Annotated in this window: 12 protein-coding genes and 3 pseudogenes; 12 read left to right on the forward strand and 3 right to left on the reverse strand. The window is 66.9% G+C overall.

All coding sequences use genetic code 11. The features are described from left to right. From FMP39_RS35270 to FMP39_RS35305, 8 genes and pseudogenes are all read left to right on the forward strand, one after another. Positions 1-698, forward strand: a 698-nt coding sequence (locus FMP39_RS35270) for a mevalonate kinase (protein WP_141594370.1), incomplete at its 5' end; no start/stop codon positions are given. A gap of 8 nt (positions 699-706) precedes the next feature. Next, a pseudogene (locus FMP39_RS35275) lies at positions 707-1,123 on the forward strand (diphosphomevalonate decarboxylase); the annotation flags it as partial. Positions 1,124-1,575: 452 nt separating this feature from the next. After that, the gene (locus tag FMP39_RS35280; RefSeq protein ID WP_141594371.1) at positions 1,576-1,755 is read left to right on the forward strand and encodes a hypothetical protein; all 180 of its coding nucleotides are present in this window, start codon (positions 1,576-1,578) and stop codon (positions 1,753-1,755) included. Between the two features lie 91 nt (positions 1,756-1,846). Next, entirely contained in the window at positions 1,847-4,111 is a 2,265-nt protein-coding gene (locus FMP39_RS35285; protein ID WP_141594372.1) for a family 2 encapsulin nanocompartment cargo protein terpene cyclase, read from the forward strand. Between the two features lie 53 nt (positions 4,112-4,164). Further along, the gene (locus FMP39_RS35290; RefSeq protein ID WP_141594373.1) at positions 4,165-5,562 is read left to right on the forward strand and encodes a family 2B encapsulin nanocompartment shell protein; all 1,398 of its coding nucleotides are present in this window, start codon (positions 4,165-4,167) and stop codon (positions 5,560-5,562) included. Positions 5,563-5,604: 42 nt separating this feature from the next. After that, the gene (locus FMP39_RS35295) at positions 5,605-7,005 is read left to right on the forward strand and encodes a family 2B encapsulin nanocompartment shell protein (RefSeq protein ID WP_141594374.1); all 1,401 of its coding nucleotides are present in this window, start codon (positions 5,605-5,607) and stop codon (positions 7,003-7,005) included. 730 nt (positions 7,006-7,735) lie between these two features. Beyond that, the gene (locus tag FMP39_RS35300) at positions 7,736-9,676 is read left to right on the forward strand and encodes a lipoxygenase family protein (protein ID WP_194858699.1); all 1,941 of its coding nucleotides are present in this window, start codon (positions 7,736-7,738) and stop codon (positions 9,674-9,676) included. A gap of 286 nt (positions 9,677-9,962) precedes the next feature. After that, positions 9,963-10,409 carry a hypothetical protein gene (locus FMP39_RS35305; protein ID WP_141594376.1) on the forward strand — a complete coding sequence of 149 codons (447 nt, stop codon included), beginning with the start codon at positions 9,963-9,965 and terminating at the stop codon, positions 10,407-10,409. 44 nt (positions 10,410-10,453) lie between these two features. Here the strand turns inward: FMP39_RS35305 and FMP39_RS35310 are convergent, their stop codons facing one another. Further along, positions 10,454-11,044: a hypothetical protein gene (locus tag FMP39_RS35310; RefSeq protein WP_141594377.1), complete on the reverse strand. Its 591-nt coding sequence runs from the start codon at positions 11,042-11,044 to the stop codon at positions 10,454-10,456. Positions 11,045-11,504: 460 nt separating this feature from the next. Between FMP39_RS35310 and FMP39_RS38350 the strand changes: the two genes are divergently transcribed. Continuing rightward, positions 11,505-11,744, forward strand: a complete 240-nt coding sequence (locus tag FMP39_RS38350; protein WP_228558607.1) for a hypothetical protein — start codon at positions 11,505-11,507, stop codon at positions 11,742-11,744. 106 nt (positions 11,745-11,850) lie between these two features. Further along, positions 11,851-12,408: a PspA gene (locus FMP39_RS35320; RefSeq protein WP_141594378.1), complete on the forward strand. Its 558-nt coding sequence runs from the start codon at positions 11,851-11,853 to the stop codon at positions 12,406-12,408. A 140-nt stretch (positions 12,409-12,548) separates the two neighbouring features. On the opposite strand, the pseudogene FMP39_RS35325 reads toward FMP39_RS35320, so the two are convergent. Then, positions 12,549-13,028, reverse strand: a pseudogene (locus tag FMP39_RS35325) (DUSAM domain-containing protein); the annotation flags it as partial. A 128-nt stretch (positions 13,029-13,156) separates the two neighbouring features. On the opposite strand from FMP39_RS35325, the gene FMP39_RS35330 reads away from it, so the two are divergent. Then, entirely contained in the window at positions 13,157-14,326 is a 1,170-nt protein-coding gene (locus FMP39_RS35330) for a serine/threonine-protein kinase (protein ID WP_141594379.1), read from the forward strand. Between the two features lie 7 nt (positions 14,327-14,333). Beyond that, positions 14,334-14,717: a hypothetical protein gene (locus FMP39_RS35335; RefSeq protein WP_141594380.1), complete on the forward strand. Its 384-nt coding sequence runs from the start codon at positions 14,334-14,336 to the stop codon at positions 14,715-14,717. 196 nt (positions 14,718-14,913) lie between these two features. On the opposite strand, the pseudogene FMP39_RS38770 reads toward FMP39_RS35335, so the two are convergent. Further along, positions 14,914-15,092 (reverse strand): annotated as a pseudogene (locus FMP39_RS38770) (XRE family transcriptional regulator); the annotation flags it as partial.

Consider the following 15,092-nt stretch of genomic DNA (forward strand, 5'->3'; position numbering starts at 1 on the left):
CGCCGGTGAAGGTGTCGCTGGAGGCGGACTTGCCGCTGGCGGTGGGCCTGGGAAGCTCGGCGGCGCTGTCGGTGGCGTGCGCGCGGTTGCTGCTCCAGGCGGCGGGGAAGGTGCCCACGCCGAAGGACGCGGCGCGTGTGGCGTGGGCGATGGAGCAGGAGTTCCACGGCACGCCGTCCGGCGTGGACCACACCACCAGCGCGGCGGAGCAATTGGTCCTCTACTGGCGCAAGCCGGGGGCCGCCAAGGGGACGGGGCAGGTGGTGGAGAGCCCCAGGCCCTTGCACGTGGTGGTGACGCTCGCGGGTGAGCGCAGCCCCACGAAGAAGACGGTGGGGGCGCTGCGGGAGCGGCAGGCTCGCTGGCCGTCGCGCTACGAGCGCCTGTTCGCGGAGATTGGACGGGTGTCCTCGGAGGGCGCGAAGGCGGTGGCGGCGGGAGATTTGGAGGCACTGGGCGACGCGATGAACGTCAACCAGGGTTTGCTCGCGGCGTTGGGCCTGTCGTCGCCGCCTTTGGAAGAGATGGTCTACCGGTTGCGGGAGCTGGGGGCGCTGGGCGCCAAGCTGACCGGAGCTGGTGGAGATGGTGGGGCCGTCATCGGCCTGTTCCTCGAGCCCAAGCCGGTGGTGACGAAGCTCCGCCGGATGGGCGTGCGCTGCTTCAGCAGCCAGCTCGCGGGTCCGCGGGCGTCGTGAGTCTTCCCATGAAAGCCACAGCACTGGCGCATCCCAACATCGCCCTGGTGAAGTACTGGGGGAAGCGGGATGACGCGTTGATTCTGCCGCACCAGTCCAGCCTGTCCCTCACGCTGTCGCCGCTGTCGGTGACGACCACAGTGGAGTTCGGCGCCGCGAGCGACCAGGTGGAGCTCAACGGGCACACCGCGAAGGGCAGCGAGCGCGACCGCGTGCTGCGGCTGCTGGAGTTGGTGCGCACCCAGGCGAAGGCCGACCTGGGCCCCGCGAAGGTGGTGTCGCGCGGGGACTTCCCCATGGCGGCTGGTTTGGCCAGCAGCGCGGCGGGCTTCGCGGCGCTGGCGGTGGCGGGACGCGCGGCGGCGGGGCTGCCGTCGGAGCCCCGCGCGGCCAGCATCCTGGCGCGCATGGGCAGCGGCTCGGCTCAGCCGAGCCCCGCTGTGAGTCAAGGCGCCGCAGACGGGCGTGTCATGAGGCCAGTTGACGCGTCAGCAACTGCGGCTGACGTGTCAAACACAGAGCCTGGCTGTTTCATCCTCCTCAAATCACGCTGGATGCGGCCTGGCGCATCATGGCACCGTCGTTGCAGGAGCTTGACTCAGGTTCGATGAATGGAGTTACTCGTGAAACAGGCGGTAGTGAATTCGTGTGTCATTGCTTCGAACCTTGGTTTATCGCCTGTGAGTGACGGGAGTCCTTTGGCGGGGTGACGCCAGGCGCGCCGGAGGGGGATGAAGTGACCCCCCTGAAGCCAACTGCGTCCGTTTCGCGCGATGAAGAAGAGCAGGGCGGAGTCAAATGCATCAGTGCTGCCGAGCAGGCGATGCCCGCAGAAACGGGGGCGACTCGGAACATTCTTTCGGGTGGATGGCGCCGCATGTGGCCCGGCAAGTTGGTGCTGGGGCGGCTCGCTCGACGGGTGTGCCTGCTCACGCGGTACCCGCTGCGCTTCCTCAAGGCTTGCTTCGTCCCGGACTTCGCGCAGCGGAGATGGACTCTTGTCTGTTCACCCATTGAGCCGGGTGGGCCGTCGCAAATCTCCGCGAATCCCTATTGAGGGATTGGTATATTTTTTCGAATCAGACTGTCATTCGTGGAGTTGACCGCTGGACGTCAGCGCAATTCCTCGGGACCAACGAGAGGTGTGGATGTCGAAGGGGAGGCAGAAGCAACCATTCCAGCTGCCGGAGTTCTACGTGCCCTGGCCGGCGCGGCTGAACCCGAACCTGGAGTCGGCCCGCGCGCACACGAAGGCGTGGTCATACCAGATGGGCATCCTGGGGCCGCCGCGGGATGGGACGGACCGGGAGGTGTGGTCCGAGCGCCGCTTCGACGGCATGGACTACGCGCTGCTCTGTGCGTACACGCACCCGGAGGCGCCGGGGCCGGAGCTGGACCTCATCACGGACTGGTACGTCTGGGTCTTCTACTTCGACGACCACTTCCTGGAGGTCTTCAAGTACTCGCGCGACGTGAAGGGCGGCCAGGCCTACCTGGACCGGCTGCCGCTGTTCATGCCGCTGGACATGTCCCAGACGCCGCCGGAGCCCGTCAACCCGGTCGAGCGCGCCCTGTGGGACCTGTGGCAGCGCACGGTGCCGTCCATGTCCATGGACTGGCGCCGCCGCTTCTTCGAGAACACCAAGCACCTGCTCGATGAATCGATGTGGGAGATCGAGAACATCAGCGAGGCGCGCATCTCCAATCCCATCGAGTACATCGAGATGCGCCGAAAGGTGGGCGGCGCTCCCTGGTCGTCGGACCTGGTGGAGCACGCCGTCGCCGCGGAGATACCGGACCGCGTGGTGAAGAGCCGGCCGATGCGCGTCTTCAAGGACACGTTCTCGGACGCGGTGCACCTGCGCAACGACCTGTTCTCCTACGAGCGCGAAATCCTGGAGGAGGGCGAGCTCTCCAACGGCGTGCTGGTGGTGGAGACGTTCCTCGACTGCGACACCCAGCGCGCGGCGGAGCTGGTCAACGACCTGCTGACGTCGCGGCTCCAGCAGTTCGAGACCACCTTCGCCACGGAGCTGCCGTGGCTGTTCGCGGAGTACGGGCTCAACCCGGTGGAGCAGGCGCAGGTGCTCACGTACCTGCGCGGACTCCAGGACTGGCAGTCCGGCGGCCACGAGTGGCACATGCGCTCCAATCGCTACATGAACCAGCACTCGGAGGAGCGCCCGGCGCTGTCCATTCCCGTGCCCTCGGGCCTGGGCACCTCCGCGCTGCGGCTGCCGCTGACGGCCGGCGGGCTGGGGCTGGGGCCCCGCGCCCGCTCGCTGAGCCACGTACCCCGCCAGCACGTGGGCCCCACGAAGCTGCCGCCGTTCTACATGCCGTACAGCACGTACTTGAGCCCGCACCTGGATCGCGCGCGCAAGAACTCCAAGGCGTGGGCGCGGCGGGTGGGCATGCTGGAGGTGGTTCCCGTCGTGGGGTTCTACGTCTGGGACGACCACAAGTTCGACGCGGCGGACGTGGCCCTCTGCGGCGCGTACATCCACCCGGACGCGACCCCGGAGCAGCTGGACCTGACGGCGTGCTGGCTCGTCTGGGGCACCTACGCGGACGACTACTTCCCCATGCTCTACGCGAACACGCGGGACATGGCGGGCGCGAAGCTGTTCACCGCGCGGCTTGGCCAGTTCATGCCGGATGACGTGGAGGCCGCCAACGCCGCGGTGCCCACCAACCCGGTGGAGCTGGGCTTGGCGGACCTGTGGAAGCGCACCGCCGGACCGCTGTCGCCGCGCAGCCGCAAGCTGTTCCGCAAGGCCATCCAGGACATGACGGACAGCTGGGTGTGGGAGCTGAACAACCAGCTGCTCAACCGCGTGCCGGACCCCGTGGACTACGTGGAGATGCGCCGCAAGACGTTCGGCTCGGACCTCACCATGAGCCTGTCGCGCCTCTCCAAGGGAGACGCGGTGCCGGAGGACGTCTTCAACACCCGCACGCTGCGCGGGCTGGAGAACTCCGCCGCGGACTACGCCTGCTTCGTCAACGACCTCTTCTCCTATCAGAAGGAGATTGAGTTCGAGGGCGAGCTCAACAATTGCGTGCTCGTGGTCCAGAAGTTCCTCGGCGTGGACAAGGACACGGCGGTGCTCACGGTCAATGAGCTGATGACCGCGCGCATGAAGCAATTCGAGCACCTGGTGGCCAAGGAGCTGCCGGTGGTCATCCGCACCTTCGGCCTGGATGCGAAGGCGCAGGAGAAGCTGCACACGTACGTGGAGCAGCTCCAGCAGTGGATGGCGGGCATCCCCCGGTGGCACGCGGAGGTGACCCGCTACACGGAGACCGAGCTCATCCACGACGCGTCGCCCAAGTTCAAGGCCGGGAAGGTCTCCGGCCTGGGCATGTCCGCGATGCGCATCGCCGAGCTGTTCCGCGGTGGCAAGCCCTGAGTTCAACCGCAGTCCGAAGCCTTTTGATTCTTCAACCTGGAGAGGGGTGAACCATGTCCAACGACATCAAGAAGTTCGACGACAACAACCAGAGCCTCGGCACGCAGGCGGCGCGTCAGCTGGCGACGACGACCAAGTCCGAGCCGCAGATGCAGGGCATCTCCTCGCGGTGGCTGCTCAAGCTGTTGCCGTGGGTGCAGGTGTCCGGCGGTACGTTCCGCGTCAACCGCCGCATGACCTACGCGGTGGGGGACGGCCGCGTCACCTTCACCAGCACCGGCGCCAAGGTGCAGGTGATTCCGCAGGAGCTGGGCGAGCTGCCCTTGCTGCGCGGCTACGAGGACGTGGACGCGCTCACCGCGCTGGCCAACCGCTTCGAGCAGAAGGAGTTCAAGGCCGGTGAGGTCATCACCGAGGCCGGCAAGGAAGCGGACTCCATCGTCCTCATCGCGCACGGCAAGGTGAACCGCATCGGCCGCGGCAAGTACGGCGAGCCGGTGGTGCTGGAGACGCTCGCGGACGGCGACCACTACAGCTACCAGGCGCTGCTGGAGTCGCAGGACTACTGGCAGTTCACGGCCAAGGCCGTCACGCCGGTCATCGCGCTCATCCTCCAGCAGTCCGCCTTCGAGGCGGTGGTGGCGCAGGTGCCGTCGCTGCAGAAGCACATCGAGAAATTCAAGGCCCGCTCCAAGAAGAAGCAGGACACCGCCGGCCAGAAGGCCATCGAGCTGGCCGCCGGCCACCACGGCGAGCCGGTGCTGCCCGGCACCTTCGTGGACTACGAGACGCACCCGCGCGAGTACGAGCTGGCCGTCGCGCAGACCGTCCTCCAGATCCACACGCGCGTCGCGGACCTCTTCAACGACCCCATGAACCAGACGCAGCAGCAGCTGCGGCTGACCGTGGAGGCGCTGAAGGAGCGCAAGGAGCACGAGCTCATCAACAACCGCGAGTTCGGCCTGCTGCACAACGCGGACCTCAAGCAGCGCATCCACACCCGCTCTGGCGCGCCGACGCCGGACGATATGGACGAGCTCCTGGCCACGGTGTGGAAGGAGCCGTCGTTCTTCCTGGCTCACCCGCGCGCCATCGCCGCGTTCGGGCAGGAGTGCAACAAGCGCGGCATCTACCCCACCAGCATCGACATGAACGGGAACATGGTGCCCGCGTGGCGCGGCATCCCCATCGTTTCCTGCAACAAGCTGCCCATCAGCGAGTCGCGCACCACGTCCATCATGCTGATGCGCGCGGGTGAGAAGAACCAGGGCGTCGTGGGCCTGCACCAGGCGGGCATCCCGGATGAGATTGAGCCCAGCCTCAACGTCCGGTTCATGGGCATCAACGAGAAGGCCATCATGAACTACCTGGTGACCGCGTACTTCTCCGCGGCGGTGCTCACGCCGGACGCGCTGGGCATCCTGGAGAGCGTCGAGCTGGGCCGCTCCTAGTCGTCGTCCCCCTGACTGCGCAACCGAACGGAAGGCATTCTCATGGCGAATCCAGACAAGGACCTGGCGGTGAACGAAGGCACCAGCCTGAGCACGGCCGGCGCCCGCCAGCTCGCGACGACCACCAAGACGCAGCCGGTGATGCAGGGCATCTCGCCCCGCTACCTGCTGAGCATCCTGCCCTGGGTGCAGGTGTCCGGCGGCACGTACCGCGTGAACCGGCGGCTGACGTACACCGTGGGCGACGACCGGCTGAACTTCAGCAACATCGGCGTCAAGGTGGAGATCATCCCGCAGGAGCTGCTCAAGCTGCCGCTGATGCGGGGCTTCCAGGACGTGGATGACCTGCTCATCCGCACGCTGGCGGGCCGCTTCACCCAGCAGCAGTACAAGGCGGGGGACACCATCGTGGAGGCGGGCAGGTCCGCCGAGCACGTGATCCTCATCGCCCACGGCAAGGCGCAGAAGCTGATGGCCGGCAAGTACGGCGACCCCGTGGTGCTGGAGACGCTGGCGGACGGCGACCACTTCGGCGACCAGGCGGTGGTGGAGTCGAACGACGTGTGGCCCTTCACCGTCAAGGCCGTCACGGCCTGCACGGTGATGGCGCTGCCGCAGGATACGTTCGAGTCCCTCATCACCCAGTCCCCGGCGCTGAAGGCGCACGTGGAGCGCTACAAGGCGAACCTGAAGAAGCCCCAGGACAAGGCGGGCCAGGCGGCCATCCCGCTGACGGCGGGCCACCACGGCGAGCCGATCATCGCCGGCGGCTTCGTGGACTACGAGCTGAAGCCGCGCGAGTACGAGCTGAGCGTGGCGCAGACCATCCTGCGCGTGCACACCCGCGTGTCGGACATCTTCAACGACCCGATGAACCAGACGCAGGAGCAGTTGCGGCTGACCATCGAGGCGCTGAAGGAGCGCAAGGAGTGGGAGCTCATCAACAACCCCGAGTTCGGCCTGCTGCACAACGCCGACCTCAAGCAGCGCATCCACACCCGCTCGGGGCCCCCGACGCCGGACGACATGGACGAGCTGGTATCGCGCCGTCGCAAGACGCGCTACTTCCTGGCCCACCCGCGCGCCATCGCGGCGTTCGGCCGGGAGTGCAACAAGCGCGGTCTGTACCCGACGGTGGTGGACGTGGGCGGGGCGAAGTTCCAGGCGTGGCGCGGGGTGCCCATCCTCCCGTGCGACAAGCTGCCCATCACCCGGGAGAACACCACCTCCATCATCGCCATGCGCACCGGTCAGGAAGACCAGGGCGTGGTGGGCCTGCACAACGCGGGCATCCCCGACGAGGTGGAGCCGAGCCTCACCGTGAAGCGCATGGCCATCAACGACCAGGCCCTCACCCAGTACCTGGTGAGCACCTACTACTCCGCCGCCGTGCTCGTCCCCGACGCGCTGGGCGTACTGGAGAACGTGGCGCTCGGCGGCTGAGGCGCTTGTTCGCGTCGTGAAGCAGGAGGGCGGGCCCGGTGCGTCCATCGCGTCGGGCCCGTTTTCTTTGGTGGAACCGGGCGCAGGCCCTGCGTGTACCCGGCTGTCGAGCGATGGAGGCTTCTGACTCTTCTCCCGCGCTGGTTCGCCATGCCATGTCGGTCGACCCGCGTGCGGAAGCCCCGTGCCTGGGGACGTTGGTGAAGCTGGACACTCGGCGCGCCGGCGCCGATGAGCAGTTGCGGCTACGTGTCGCAGCCCGTCCCCGTCTCTGGGACTTCACGCCCACCAGCAGTGCCAGTTGATTCGCCATGGGCGTGGCGGGCGCGAAGCATTCCTGCAGACAGTCGTATTCGCCGCTGCGCCAGCTTTGGCTGGCCAAGGAAGGTGTGCGCGCGCCGCGCTGGAGAGGCTGCGTGTGCCCGTCATTGACACGTCAGCGGCGCATCATGACGCGTCATGCCTGCTCCCATGATACGTCTCTGGTCAGACGGCATTTCCTACCCCTCCCGCTCTCCGCCCTGGACAAGCTCAGCAGCCTGAGCAAGTCCATGGATGACCTCTCCCTGACAGGGGCGCAGCCCGCGCGACCCGCCTGCTGGCGCGTGGAAACCCCCATATACCCGGGGAGTAGGAATGCCTCTGTATGGAGGCAATTGGTATTGACGTTGCAATGACAGACGTCGCGGACCGCAGGTCAAATGGCTCCGCCATTCCATGGGAAGTGACAATGTCAACCACGCCAATCGTGTCGTCGCGCAGTGAATCCTCGACCTCCGCGCAAGCCGCATCGTCTCGCAGTGAGCCAGCCACGTCTGAATATCAGTACAACTACACCTACGTCGCCCCGCTCGCGCTGGCCCAGGACGTCCCGGCGAGTCAACGCCCCACGCTGGAATGGTGGGGACAGGTCGTCGTGCAGCTCCTCCGCATCGCGAACAACCGTCTGCACTGGATTCACGAGCAGGAGCAGCGCACGCATGAGGGCGCGGCGCCCACCGCCCCGTCGTTGAGCGTGGACCTGTCCCATGTCGGCGTGGGGCGGATGGAACTCAGCCACCTCAAGGCGCTTCCCCCGTCTTCGACGATGGCGGGCAACCTGTTCGGCGAGTTCCACGAGTTCGGCGAGGCCGCCGAACTGGCCGCGAAGGCCGCGCTCCTGGCCCGCAAGGCCTTCAACCACGAGCTGGGCAGCGTGTTCGACGTGTTCAAGCTGGTGATGGAGGCCATCACGATCAAACCCACAGGCCGGCCAGGCTCGATGCTCGACTACTTCAATCTCTTCACCACGCTCCCTCTGCCCGCGGTGGCACCGAGCTACGAGGAGGACGCGACCTTCGCCTGGCTGCGCGTAGCGGGCTTCAACCCGCTCGTTCTACGCAAGGCCCGCGCGCTGGAGGACACGCTCGGGCTGACGGACGCGTCCCTGCGCGCCGTGCTCGGCGAGGATGACACGGTCCAGCTCGCGCTCGACGAGGGACGGTTGTATCTGGCGGACTACAAGGCGCTCGCCCGGGTCATCAACGGCAACTTCCCGGACGGCCCCAAGTACTGCTTCGCGCCCCGTGCCCTCTTCGGCCTGCCCGCGGGCAGTGGTCTTCGTCGGCTGCGTCCCCTGGGTATCCGCTGCGGCCAGGACGCGAGCGCCTACCCGCTCTTCACGCCTGCGGATGGCGAGGCCTGGATGCAGGCCAAGACGGTCGTCTCCGTGGCGGACGTGAACCACCACGAGCTCATCTCGCATCTGGCTCACACGCACCTGCTCGTGGAGCCCTTCGTGGTCGCCACCCATCGCAACCTTCCGGATGACCACCCGGTGAGCCTGCTCTTGCGGCCGCACTTCGAGGGCACGCTGAGCATCAACCAGTCCGCGGCGGAGAAGCTCATCGCGCCGGGCGGGAAGGTGGATCAGATGCTGGGCGGCACCATCCAGTCCAGCCGGACGGTCGCGGTGGAGTCGCTGCTGAAGGATTCGTCATTCGACTTCAACCAGGGCATGCTGCCTCACGCCCTGCGGCAGCGCGGGATGACCGAGCCCGACCTGGACTACCCCTACCGTGATGATGCACGGCTGGTGTGGGGCGCCATCGAGAACTGGGTGCGCGCGTACGTGGGCGTCTACTACAGCACGGACTCGGCGGTGACCGAGGACGCCGCGCTCCAGAAGTGGAGTGCCGAGGTGGCCGCGAAGGATGGCGGCCGAGTGAAGGGCTTCGGTGAGGACGGCATCCCGGGCAAGCTGGCCACGGTGGACTACCTCATCCAGGCGCTCACCATGGTCATCTTCACAGGCAGCGCACAACACGCGGCGGTGAACTTCGCCCAGGCCGGGGTCATGACGTTCGTGCCTATCGCGCCCAGCGCCGCCTACCGCGCCGCGCCCACCACCCGCGCCGAGGCCGCGCTCAACATGGGCCTCGACCAGTACCCGCCGATGGACATGGCCGCCCAGCAGATGGACATCCTCACCCTGCTTGGCTCTGTGCACCATACGAAGCTTGGTGACTACGCTCCCACGTGGTTCAAGAACCGGCACGTGCACGGCCACCTGAAGGTCTTCCAGGAGGACCTAGGGCGCATCGGCGCCCTCATCCAGCAGCGCAACACGACGCGCCTCTTCCCCTATCCCTACTTCATTCCCTCGGCCATCCCCCAGAGCATCAACATCTGAGGGCGCGGAGCTTCCATCCCGCCGGACAGGCGCCGTGAGTCGGGGGCTGATGGCCCCGGCTCACGGCCAATGAATCACGAATCCACCGACTCGCTGCCACCCAGAGTCACGGCCAGAAGAGGCCGGTGCCATCCTCTCCCACGCCGTAGGCCACCAAGTCAGAGGCGTTCGGCACCGCGCGCTTCGCTCACTCGCATTGACGCGCTGAATGGAGTGGCCTTGGTGCGCTCGTGACGCAGCGGCCGAGTTTGGGGTAGATACGGGTGTCGCGGTGGTTTGCGTTGCCATGAACATTCGAGTGATGCTGCGACCGTTTCTTGGAGGGCTTATTGCCGCGCTTGCCTCCGCTTGTGGCTTCTACAAGTGGGACATGGAGAATACCTGCCATGCAGTGGAGCGCTCGAAGGTGCGCGAGCTTCCAATTACAAAGGAGGAGGATGTCCTGACACTGGCCGCCTCGTGGGCTGCCGAGCGCGCTCGGTCGACCGAGGGAAAGCGGCTTTGGAACGCTCTCCCCAATATCAATCCTGGTTCCAGGGCTGAAATCATTCGTGACGCCGCGAAAGAGGCTGGAGTCGTGGACTGTCCGCTCGCGGATGCGCTTGAGGCTGCCATCCTTGCGGACGAACTGGAGCGGCAGCAACGACTCCAGAAGAAGCTACAGAAACCCTCGCCTGTGGACGCCTCGCCCGCTCCCGAACGGGAATCTACGAAGGCGGATGCTCCCTTGTAGGGGGGCTCCTGGATTGGCGCGGGCCACCCCCGTGTGTCGCGACACTAGAACGCGACGATGGATGGCTCTGTCTCGCTGGTGAAGAAGTCCTGAAAGGTGGCCACGTAGGAGTTACCGGAGCCCGTTTCCCCGTAAAGGGGGGCGTCCTTGGTGCCGGTAACGGTGAGCGTCGTCCCGTCCGTCTCGATGGAGAGGGATCCGGAGTAGATGGCCTTCCCCAGCGCGTTGACGGTCAGGCCCCTGGACCGGACGATGGCCAGCGTATCTGGGGCCACGTGCTTGAGCCCCAGGTTCTGGGACGAGGGGCCGCCCGTCCTGTACGTGTAGCTTACGGCTACGCCTAGTTCGTTGGCCGCGAGCCACGGCGTCGGCGACCCGCCGGTAGCAGAACCCACTACCACGGTGCCCTCGCCCCAGGGGCAGGTATTACTTGCCTCGCGGGTGACTTTGACGTCGTAGATGTAAGGAAACGGACCCGGCCGCGTCACGACCGACGCCGTGAAGGTGCAGCCCTGGGAGGTCCCCGACACCAGCGCCGACTCACGGGTGGCGAGACCGCCCTGCTCTTCTACTCCACCACACGCCGTGGCTGCGACGACCGTGCAAAGGGAAACAACGGACTTGAAGAGATGCATGGCATTGCCCTCCAGGGGTAGGACTGCGCTACCCCGTATAAAGGAAGATGGCAGACGCGAAAGCTGTTTCCGAAATGACTGTCATCTGAATGTCGAGGGGTACGAAGCCACCCACGGCGCCTGCGGGCGGCGCTATCGCCGAAAAATGCCGTGCAGCGGCTCCAGCGCTCCGGTCACGTCCTGCCAAACCAGGAGGGCCATGAGGGCATCGCCTTTGCTCTGCTGCGTATGTCTGGCCCACGCCGGTGAGGCCGCGGCGCCCGCGCGCGAGGCGGCGGCGTGAGCGCGAGCCCCGAAGCCCGGCCGGCGGAGGCCGGCCTCGTCAACGCGCACTTCCACCGCGTGCGTCGCTCGAAGTCGCGCTTTCGAGAGGAGGCACCACCGTCGCCGCGAGAGGTGTCGCGCCGGCCGGCACACGTCGCGGGAATGCTGGCCCTGGCGCACCATGTGGAGTCCGCCATTGGGCGGTGCCTCGTGGCGAGCGCAGCGGACGTCGAAGGTCAACTCGACTTTACCTACTTGCGCGACACACCTGCTGGACTTGCTGCTGCTGGCGCCCGACATCCAGGAGGCGGTGCTGTTCCTCGAGGCCGTCGAGGGGAGGGCGCCTCTCGGCGAGCGGGGCCTTCGGGCCATTGCACACGCGGGGACGTGGGAGGTGCAGCGCGAGCGCTGGTGTGAGGTGAAGCCTTCATTTTGAGGCGGGAGTCCGAATACGCGGACTTCTTGGTGTAGCGTGAGTGCAAGACGCTGCCTGAGAAGAATCAGCGGGCCGGGTAGTCCGCGAGGAAAGTGAGCGAGAGCACATGCAGAGCGACATGAAGGGCATCATCCAGGCTGCGGTGGCGGAGGCGGTGGAGAAGACGATGGGCCGGCAAGTGGAGCTGCTGGAGCGACAACTAGAGCTGTTGGGGAAGATTGCTCGGTTCCTTGGCATTGAGGCCGGCGCGGCCCATGCGGCGTCCGCGTCGAAGCGCGCCCTCGTGCCTCCTCCCGCGTCGAAGGTCCCGCCCGCGTCCGCCGCCAGTCCCGCGCCGAAGCGCCCGCCCTCGGTGCCCGTGCGGAAGTGGGTGAGGACGGAGGCCGCGCCGAAGCCCACGCGGGCCGGCCCCGCGCCCCAGAAGAGCCGCGGGCGACCGCGCGCAGCGGGTCGCACCGCGACGGCCGCAGCCCCCAGCTCCAGCCCCAGTCCCAAGGCACCCGTCTCCTTCGCGGTGGGACAGGAGGTGCGCTACAGGCAAGGGCGGGGCGCCTTCACGGCGAAGGTGAAGGCCGTCGACGAGAACGCGAAGACGGTGACGGTGGGGCGCGTCTCCGATGGAAAGTCGGTGGTGCGCCCCTTCGACAAGGTGACGCCAACCTGAGTCTGGGCCGCGAAGCGCCCTCTCCGGAGGGCGCTCCTGCGGCAAGTGCCTCGAAGGCGGGAGTGACGCCTTTGTCCGGCACACCGTTGCTTGACGGCGCGCCGCGCTCGTCGTTGCGCCTCGTTGGCCATGGCGTCGAGCTGCCCCTGGGCGAGGGCGCGGTAGTGGGGCACGACTTCCACGGCGAGCACATCCCGCATCTCCTGGCGGGCGCTGACGAAGTCCCCCTTGTCCTTGTGCTGGTACATCCGGTGCAGCGCGTCCATGAGCCTGCGGGTGCCGTCTCGGATGCGTCGAGTCTCCTCTCGCAAGAGGCCCAACGCGGCCTCCTCCGTGGTGAGCGCGCTCTCGGCTTCGCTGTCGCTGATGCCCATCTCGGCGGCTGTGCGCTTCAGCAGCGCCGTCTCCTTCCTCGTGAGGGCCAGGCGCTCTCCTTCGGTGAGGACACGACGCGCCAGTGCGCGAATCGGCCCCCAATCAACGGCTTCAGTCACGATGCATGTTTCCTTTGCGGGCTGCCCAGCCCAGCGTGTGAGGCGGAGGCTGGGGTCTCTTTCACCCTGGATAGGGATAGGCGCGCTTGGGGTGGCCTGTCCGCTACGAGTGGTAGAGGGCTTCACAGACTTCCAAGGGTCATGTTAATTCGACGGTCGAGTCAACTAGACCTTGAGGGCCCCGGGAGATTTGCCGCGACGGCGAATCTCGGTGTTCGTGGGGCCGCCCCCCTCTTTCAGGAGGATTCACAGCCATGACGAAGCGTTCGGAAGATGAAGTGTCAACGGAGGAGTTTCCGTCCAGACTCTCCACCCCGCCTAGCCCCAGCGCGCCGCGCTTCCTTTTCGACGTGGAGGGTGTGCGTTACGAGGCGGTGCGGGAGGTCGAGGTGCGGTCGAATGGCGAGAAGCTCCTGAAGGTGGAGCGGCGAGTGGCGGATGGAGTCTTGGCTGGCCTCTCCCTGGTTCGCCGAATTGCCAGCCCATCCACGTACATGATGCGCAAGCGGATGATTGAAGAGGTGCAGCTGGCTTTTCGCCTCAACCACCCCAACATTGCGCACGTCTTCCATATGCAGGTGGATGAGGAGGAGGACGCCCCCTACGCCATCATGGAGTACGTGGGTGGGCCCTCGCTGGAGACGCTGGTGTGTGCGGCGTTGGTTCGAGGGCAGCCCCTCTCGGAGGGCTTTGGCTTGTATGTGGGGGCGGAGGTGGCGGACGCGCTGCACTACGCGCACACGCTGACGTCAGAGAAGGGGGTGCCCCTGGGCATCGTCCACCGTGACGTGAGTCCCCGGCACATCGCCTTGGGCCTCCATGGAGAGGTGAAGGTGCTGGACTTCGGCTCGGCATTCTCGCTGCTGGTGGGGCGGGAGGAGTCGCCGGAGAATCTGCTGCGCGGAGACGTGGCCTACGCCTCTCCGGAGTACCTGCGCAAGGACGGGCTGACGCCGCGCTCCGACGTCTTCAGCCTGGGGGTGTTGCTCGTGGAAGTCTTGACGAGCAAACACCTCTTCGAGGTGCGCGACGTCCCAGTGGTGGCGAAAGAGAGCCGGTTTGTCGCGGAGTCGCAGCCCTCGTTGCCGTTGCAGCAGATGCAGGCCCTCATGGAGGCGTTCGGCCCGGACGTCGTCGAGAAGGCGGTGGGCCACCTCAGCCAGGACATCAAGGCGGTGTTGCACACCGCGCTGCGCCGCAACCCCGGGGAGCGCTTCGCGACGGCGGCGGACATGAGGGATGCGCTGCGTGGTGTCGCCCACGCCCAGCTCCGCGAGCCCTATGGGCGAGCGGAAGCCGCCAAGGAAGCAGCCCGTGTCGTGTCCGAGGGCGGGGTGCTGCGGGACCAGGTGGAGTTCGGCGAGGCCGGCATCTACCCGGATGGGCTGGAGAAGCACGAGTTGGGTCTCCCGAAGAAGGAGTAGGCCGCAGATGCTCTGCTTTCGCGTCCTTCGCAATGGCGAGCACCTCACCACCGCGGGGCTGCCGGACTTCGGAGTCCTCCACACCATCCTGTCGTGGGTGCGCCGCCCTGACGACGAGACCAGCGCCATCCCTGAATTCACACTCCACGTGGGCGGCTCTGAAGGTAGGGAGCACCGCGAGCACCTGACGTGGTGTGACGCGAACATCCGCGCGGGTGATGTCCTCATCGTGGAGGTGCGTGAGGATTTGGAAGCCGACCCACCGAAGGAGCGCCGCAGCGACCCAGAGGCGGGGCTGGACGACGTTTCCCGCCTTCAGTTGCAGAAGACGCGCCTGGAGAAGCTGCTCGCTGAGGTGGATGCGGAGCTGCGGGAGCGCGGCGCGGCGTAGCGGGGTGCCTCCTCCTTCGGGTGGGGAGGCGCTCCGTCATCGCCGGGGGCCGCTCGGTTGGGGGCGCGCGTGCTCCGGTGCAGAGCCCCGAGGTATGGGGCTCTGCCCGCCAGGCCTGCTCCCTGCTCGGAGACGCCGGAGCGCCGGCCGCAAGCGGCCTTGGCGCTGCAAGGGCAGGCGCCCACGGGGCGCAGCTTCAGCGGGCCAACTCGGTGGTGATGCGGACGAGGGCGTCCAGCTTCGCCGCATCGAGCTTCCGCGCGAGGAAGAGAAGGCGGCGCAAGGTGACGTCATCCTCCGGCCGAGTCCGTGCCCCTCTGTCGGAGGCCTCGGTGAGGCCCATCATGTCCTCCGGGGAGACCATCAACTCGATGC

This window comes from Myxococcus sp. AB056 (assembly GCF_006547365.1).
Classification (GTDB): domain Bacteria; phylum Myxococcota; class Myxococcia; order Myxococcales; family Myxococcaceae; genus Myxococcus; species Myxococcus virescens.

Coding starts and splice junctions, on each gene's coding strand:
- FMP39_RS35285 (WP_141594372.1), top strand. CDS start 1,847: ATGTCGAAGGGGAGGCAGAAGCAACCATTCCAGCTGCCGGAGTTCTAC.
- FMP39_RS35280 (WP_141594371.1), top strand. CDS start 1,576: ATGTGGCCCGGCAAGTTGGTGCTGGGGCGGCTCGCTCGACGGGTGTGC.
- FMP39_RS35300 (WP_194858699.1), top strand. CDS start 7,736: ATGTCAACCACGCCAATCGTGTCGTCGCGCAGTGAATCCTCGACCTCC.
- FMP39_RS35305 (WP_141594376.1), top strand. CDS start 9,963: ATGAACATTCGAGTGATGCTGCGACCGTTTCTTGGAGGGCTTATTGCC.
- FMP39_RS35295 (WP_141594374.1), top strand. CDS start 5,605: ATGGCGAATCCAGACAAGGACCTGGCGGTGAACGAAGGCACCAGCCTG.
- FMP39_RS35310 (WP_141594377.1), bottom strand. CDS start 11,044: ATGCATCTCTTCAAGTCCGTTGTTTCCCTTTGCACGGTCGTCGCAGCC.
- FMP39_RS35290 (WP_141594373.1), top strand. CDS start 4,165: ATGTCCAACGACATCAAGAAGTTCGACGACAACAACCAGAGCCTCGGC.
- FMP39_RS35330 (WP_141594379.1), top strand. CDS start 13,157: ATGACGAAGCGTTCGGAAGATGAAGTGTCAACGGAGGAGTTTCCGTCC.
- FMP39_RS35335 (WP_141594380.1), top strand. CDS start 14,334: ATGCTCTGCTTTCGCGTCCTTCGCAATGGCGAGCACCTCACCACCGCG.
- FMP39_RS35320 (WP_141594378.1), top strand. CDS start 11,851: ATGCAGAGCGACATGAAGGGCATCATCCAGGCTGCGGTGGCGGAGGCG.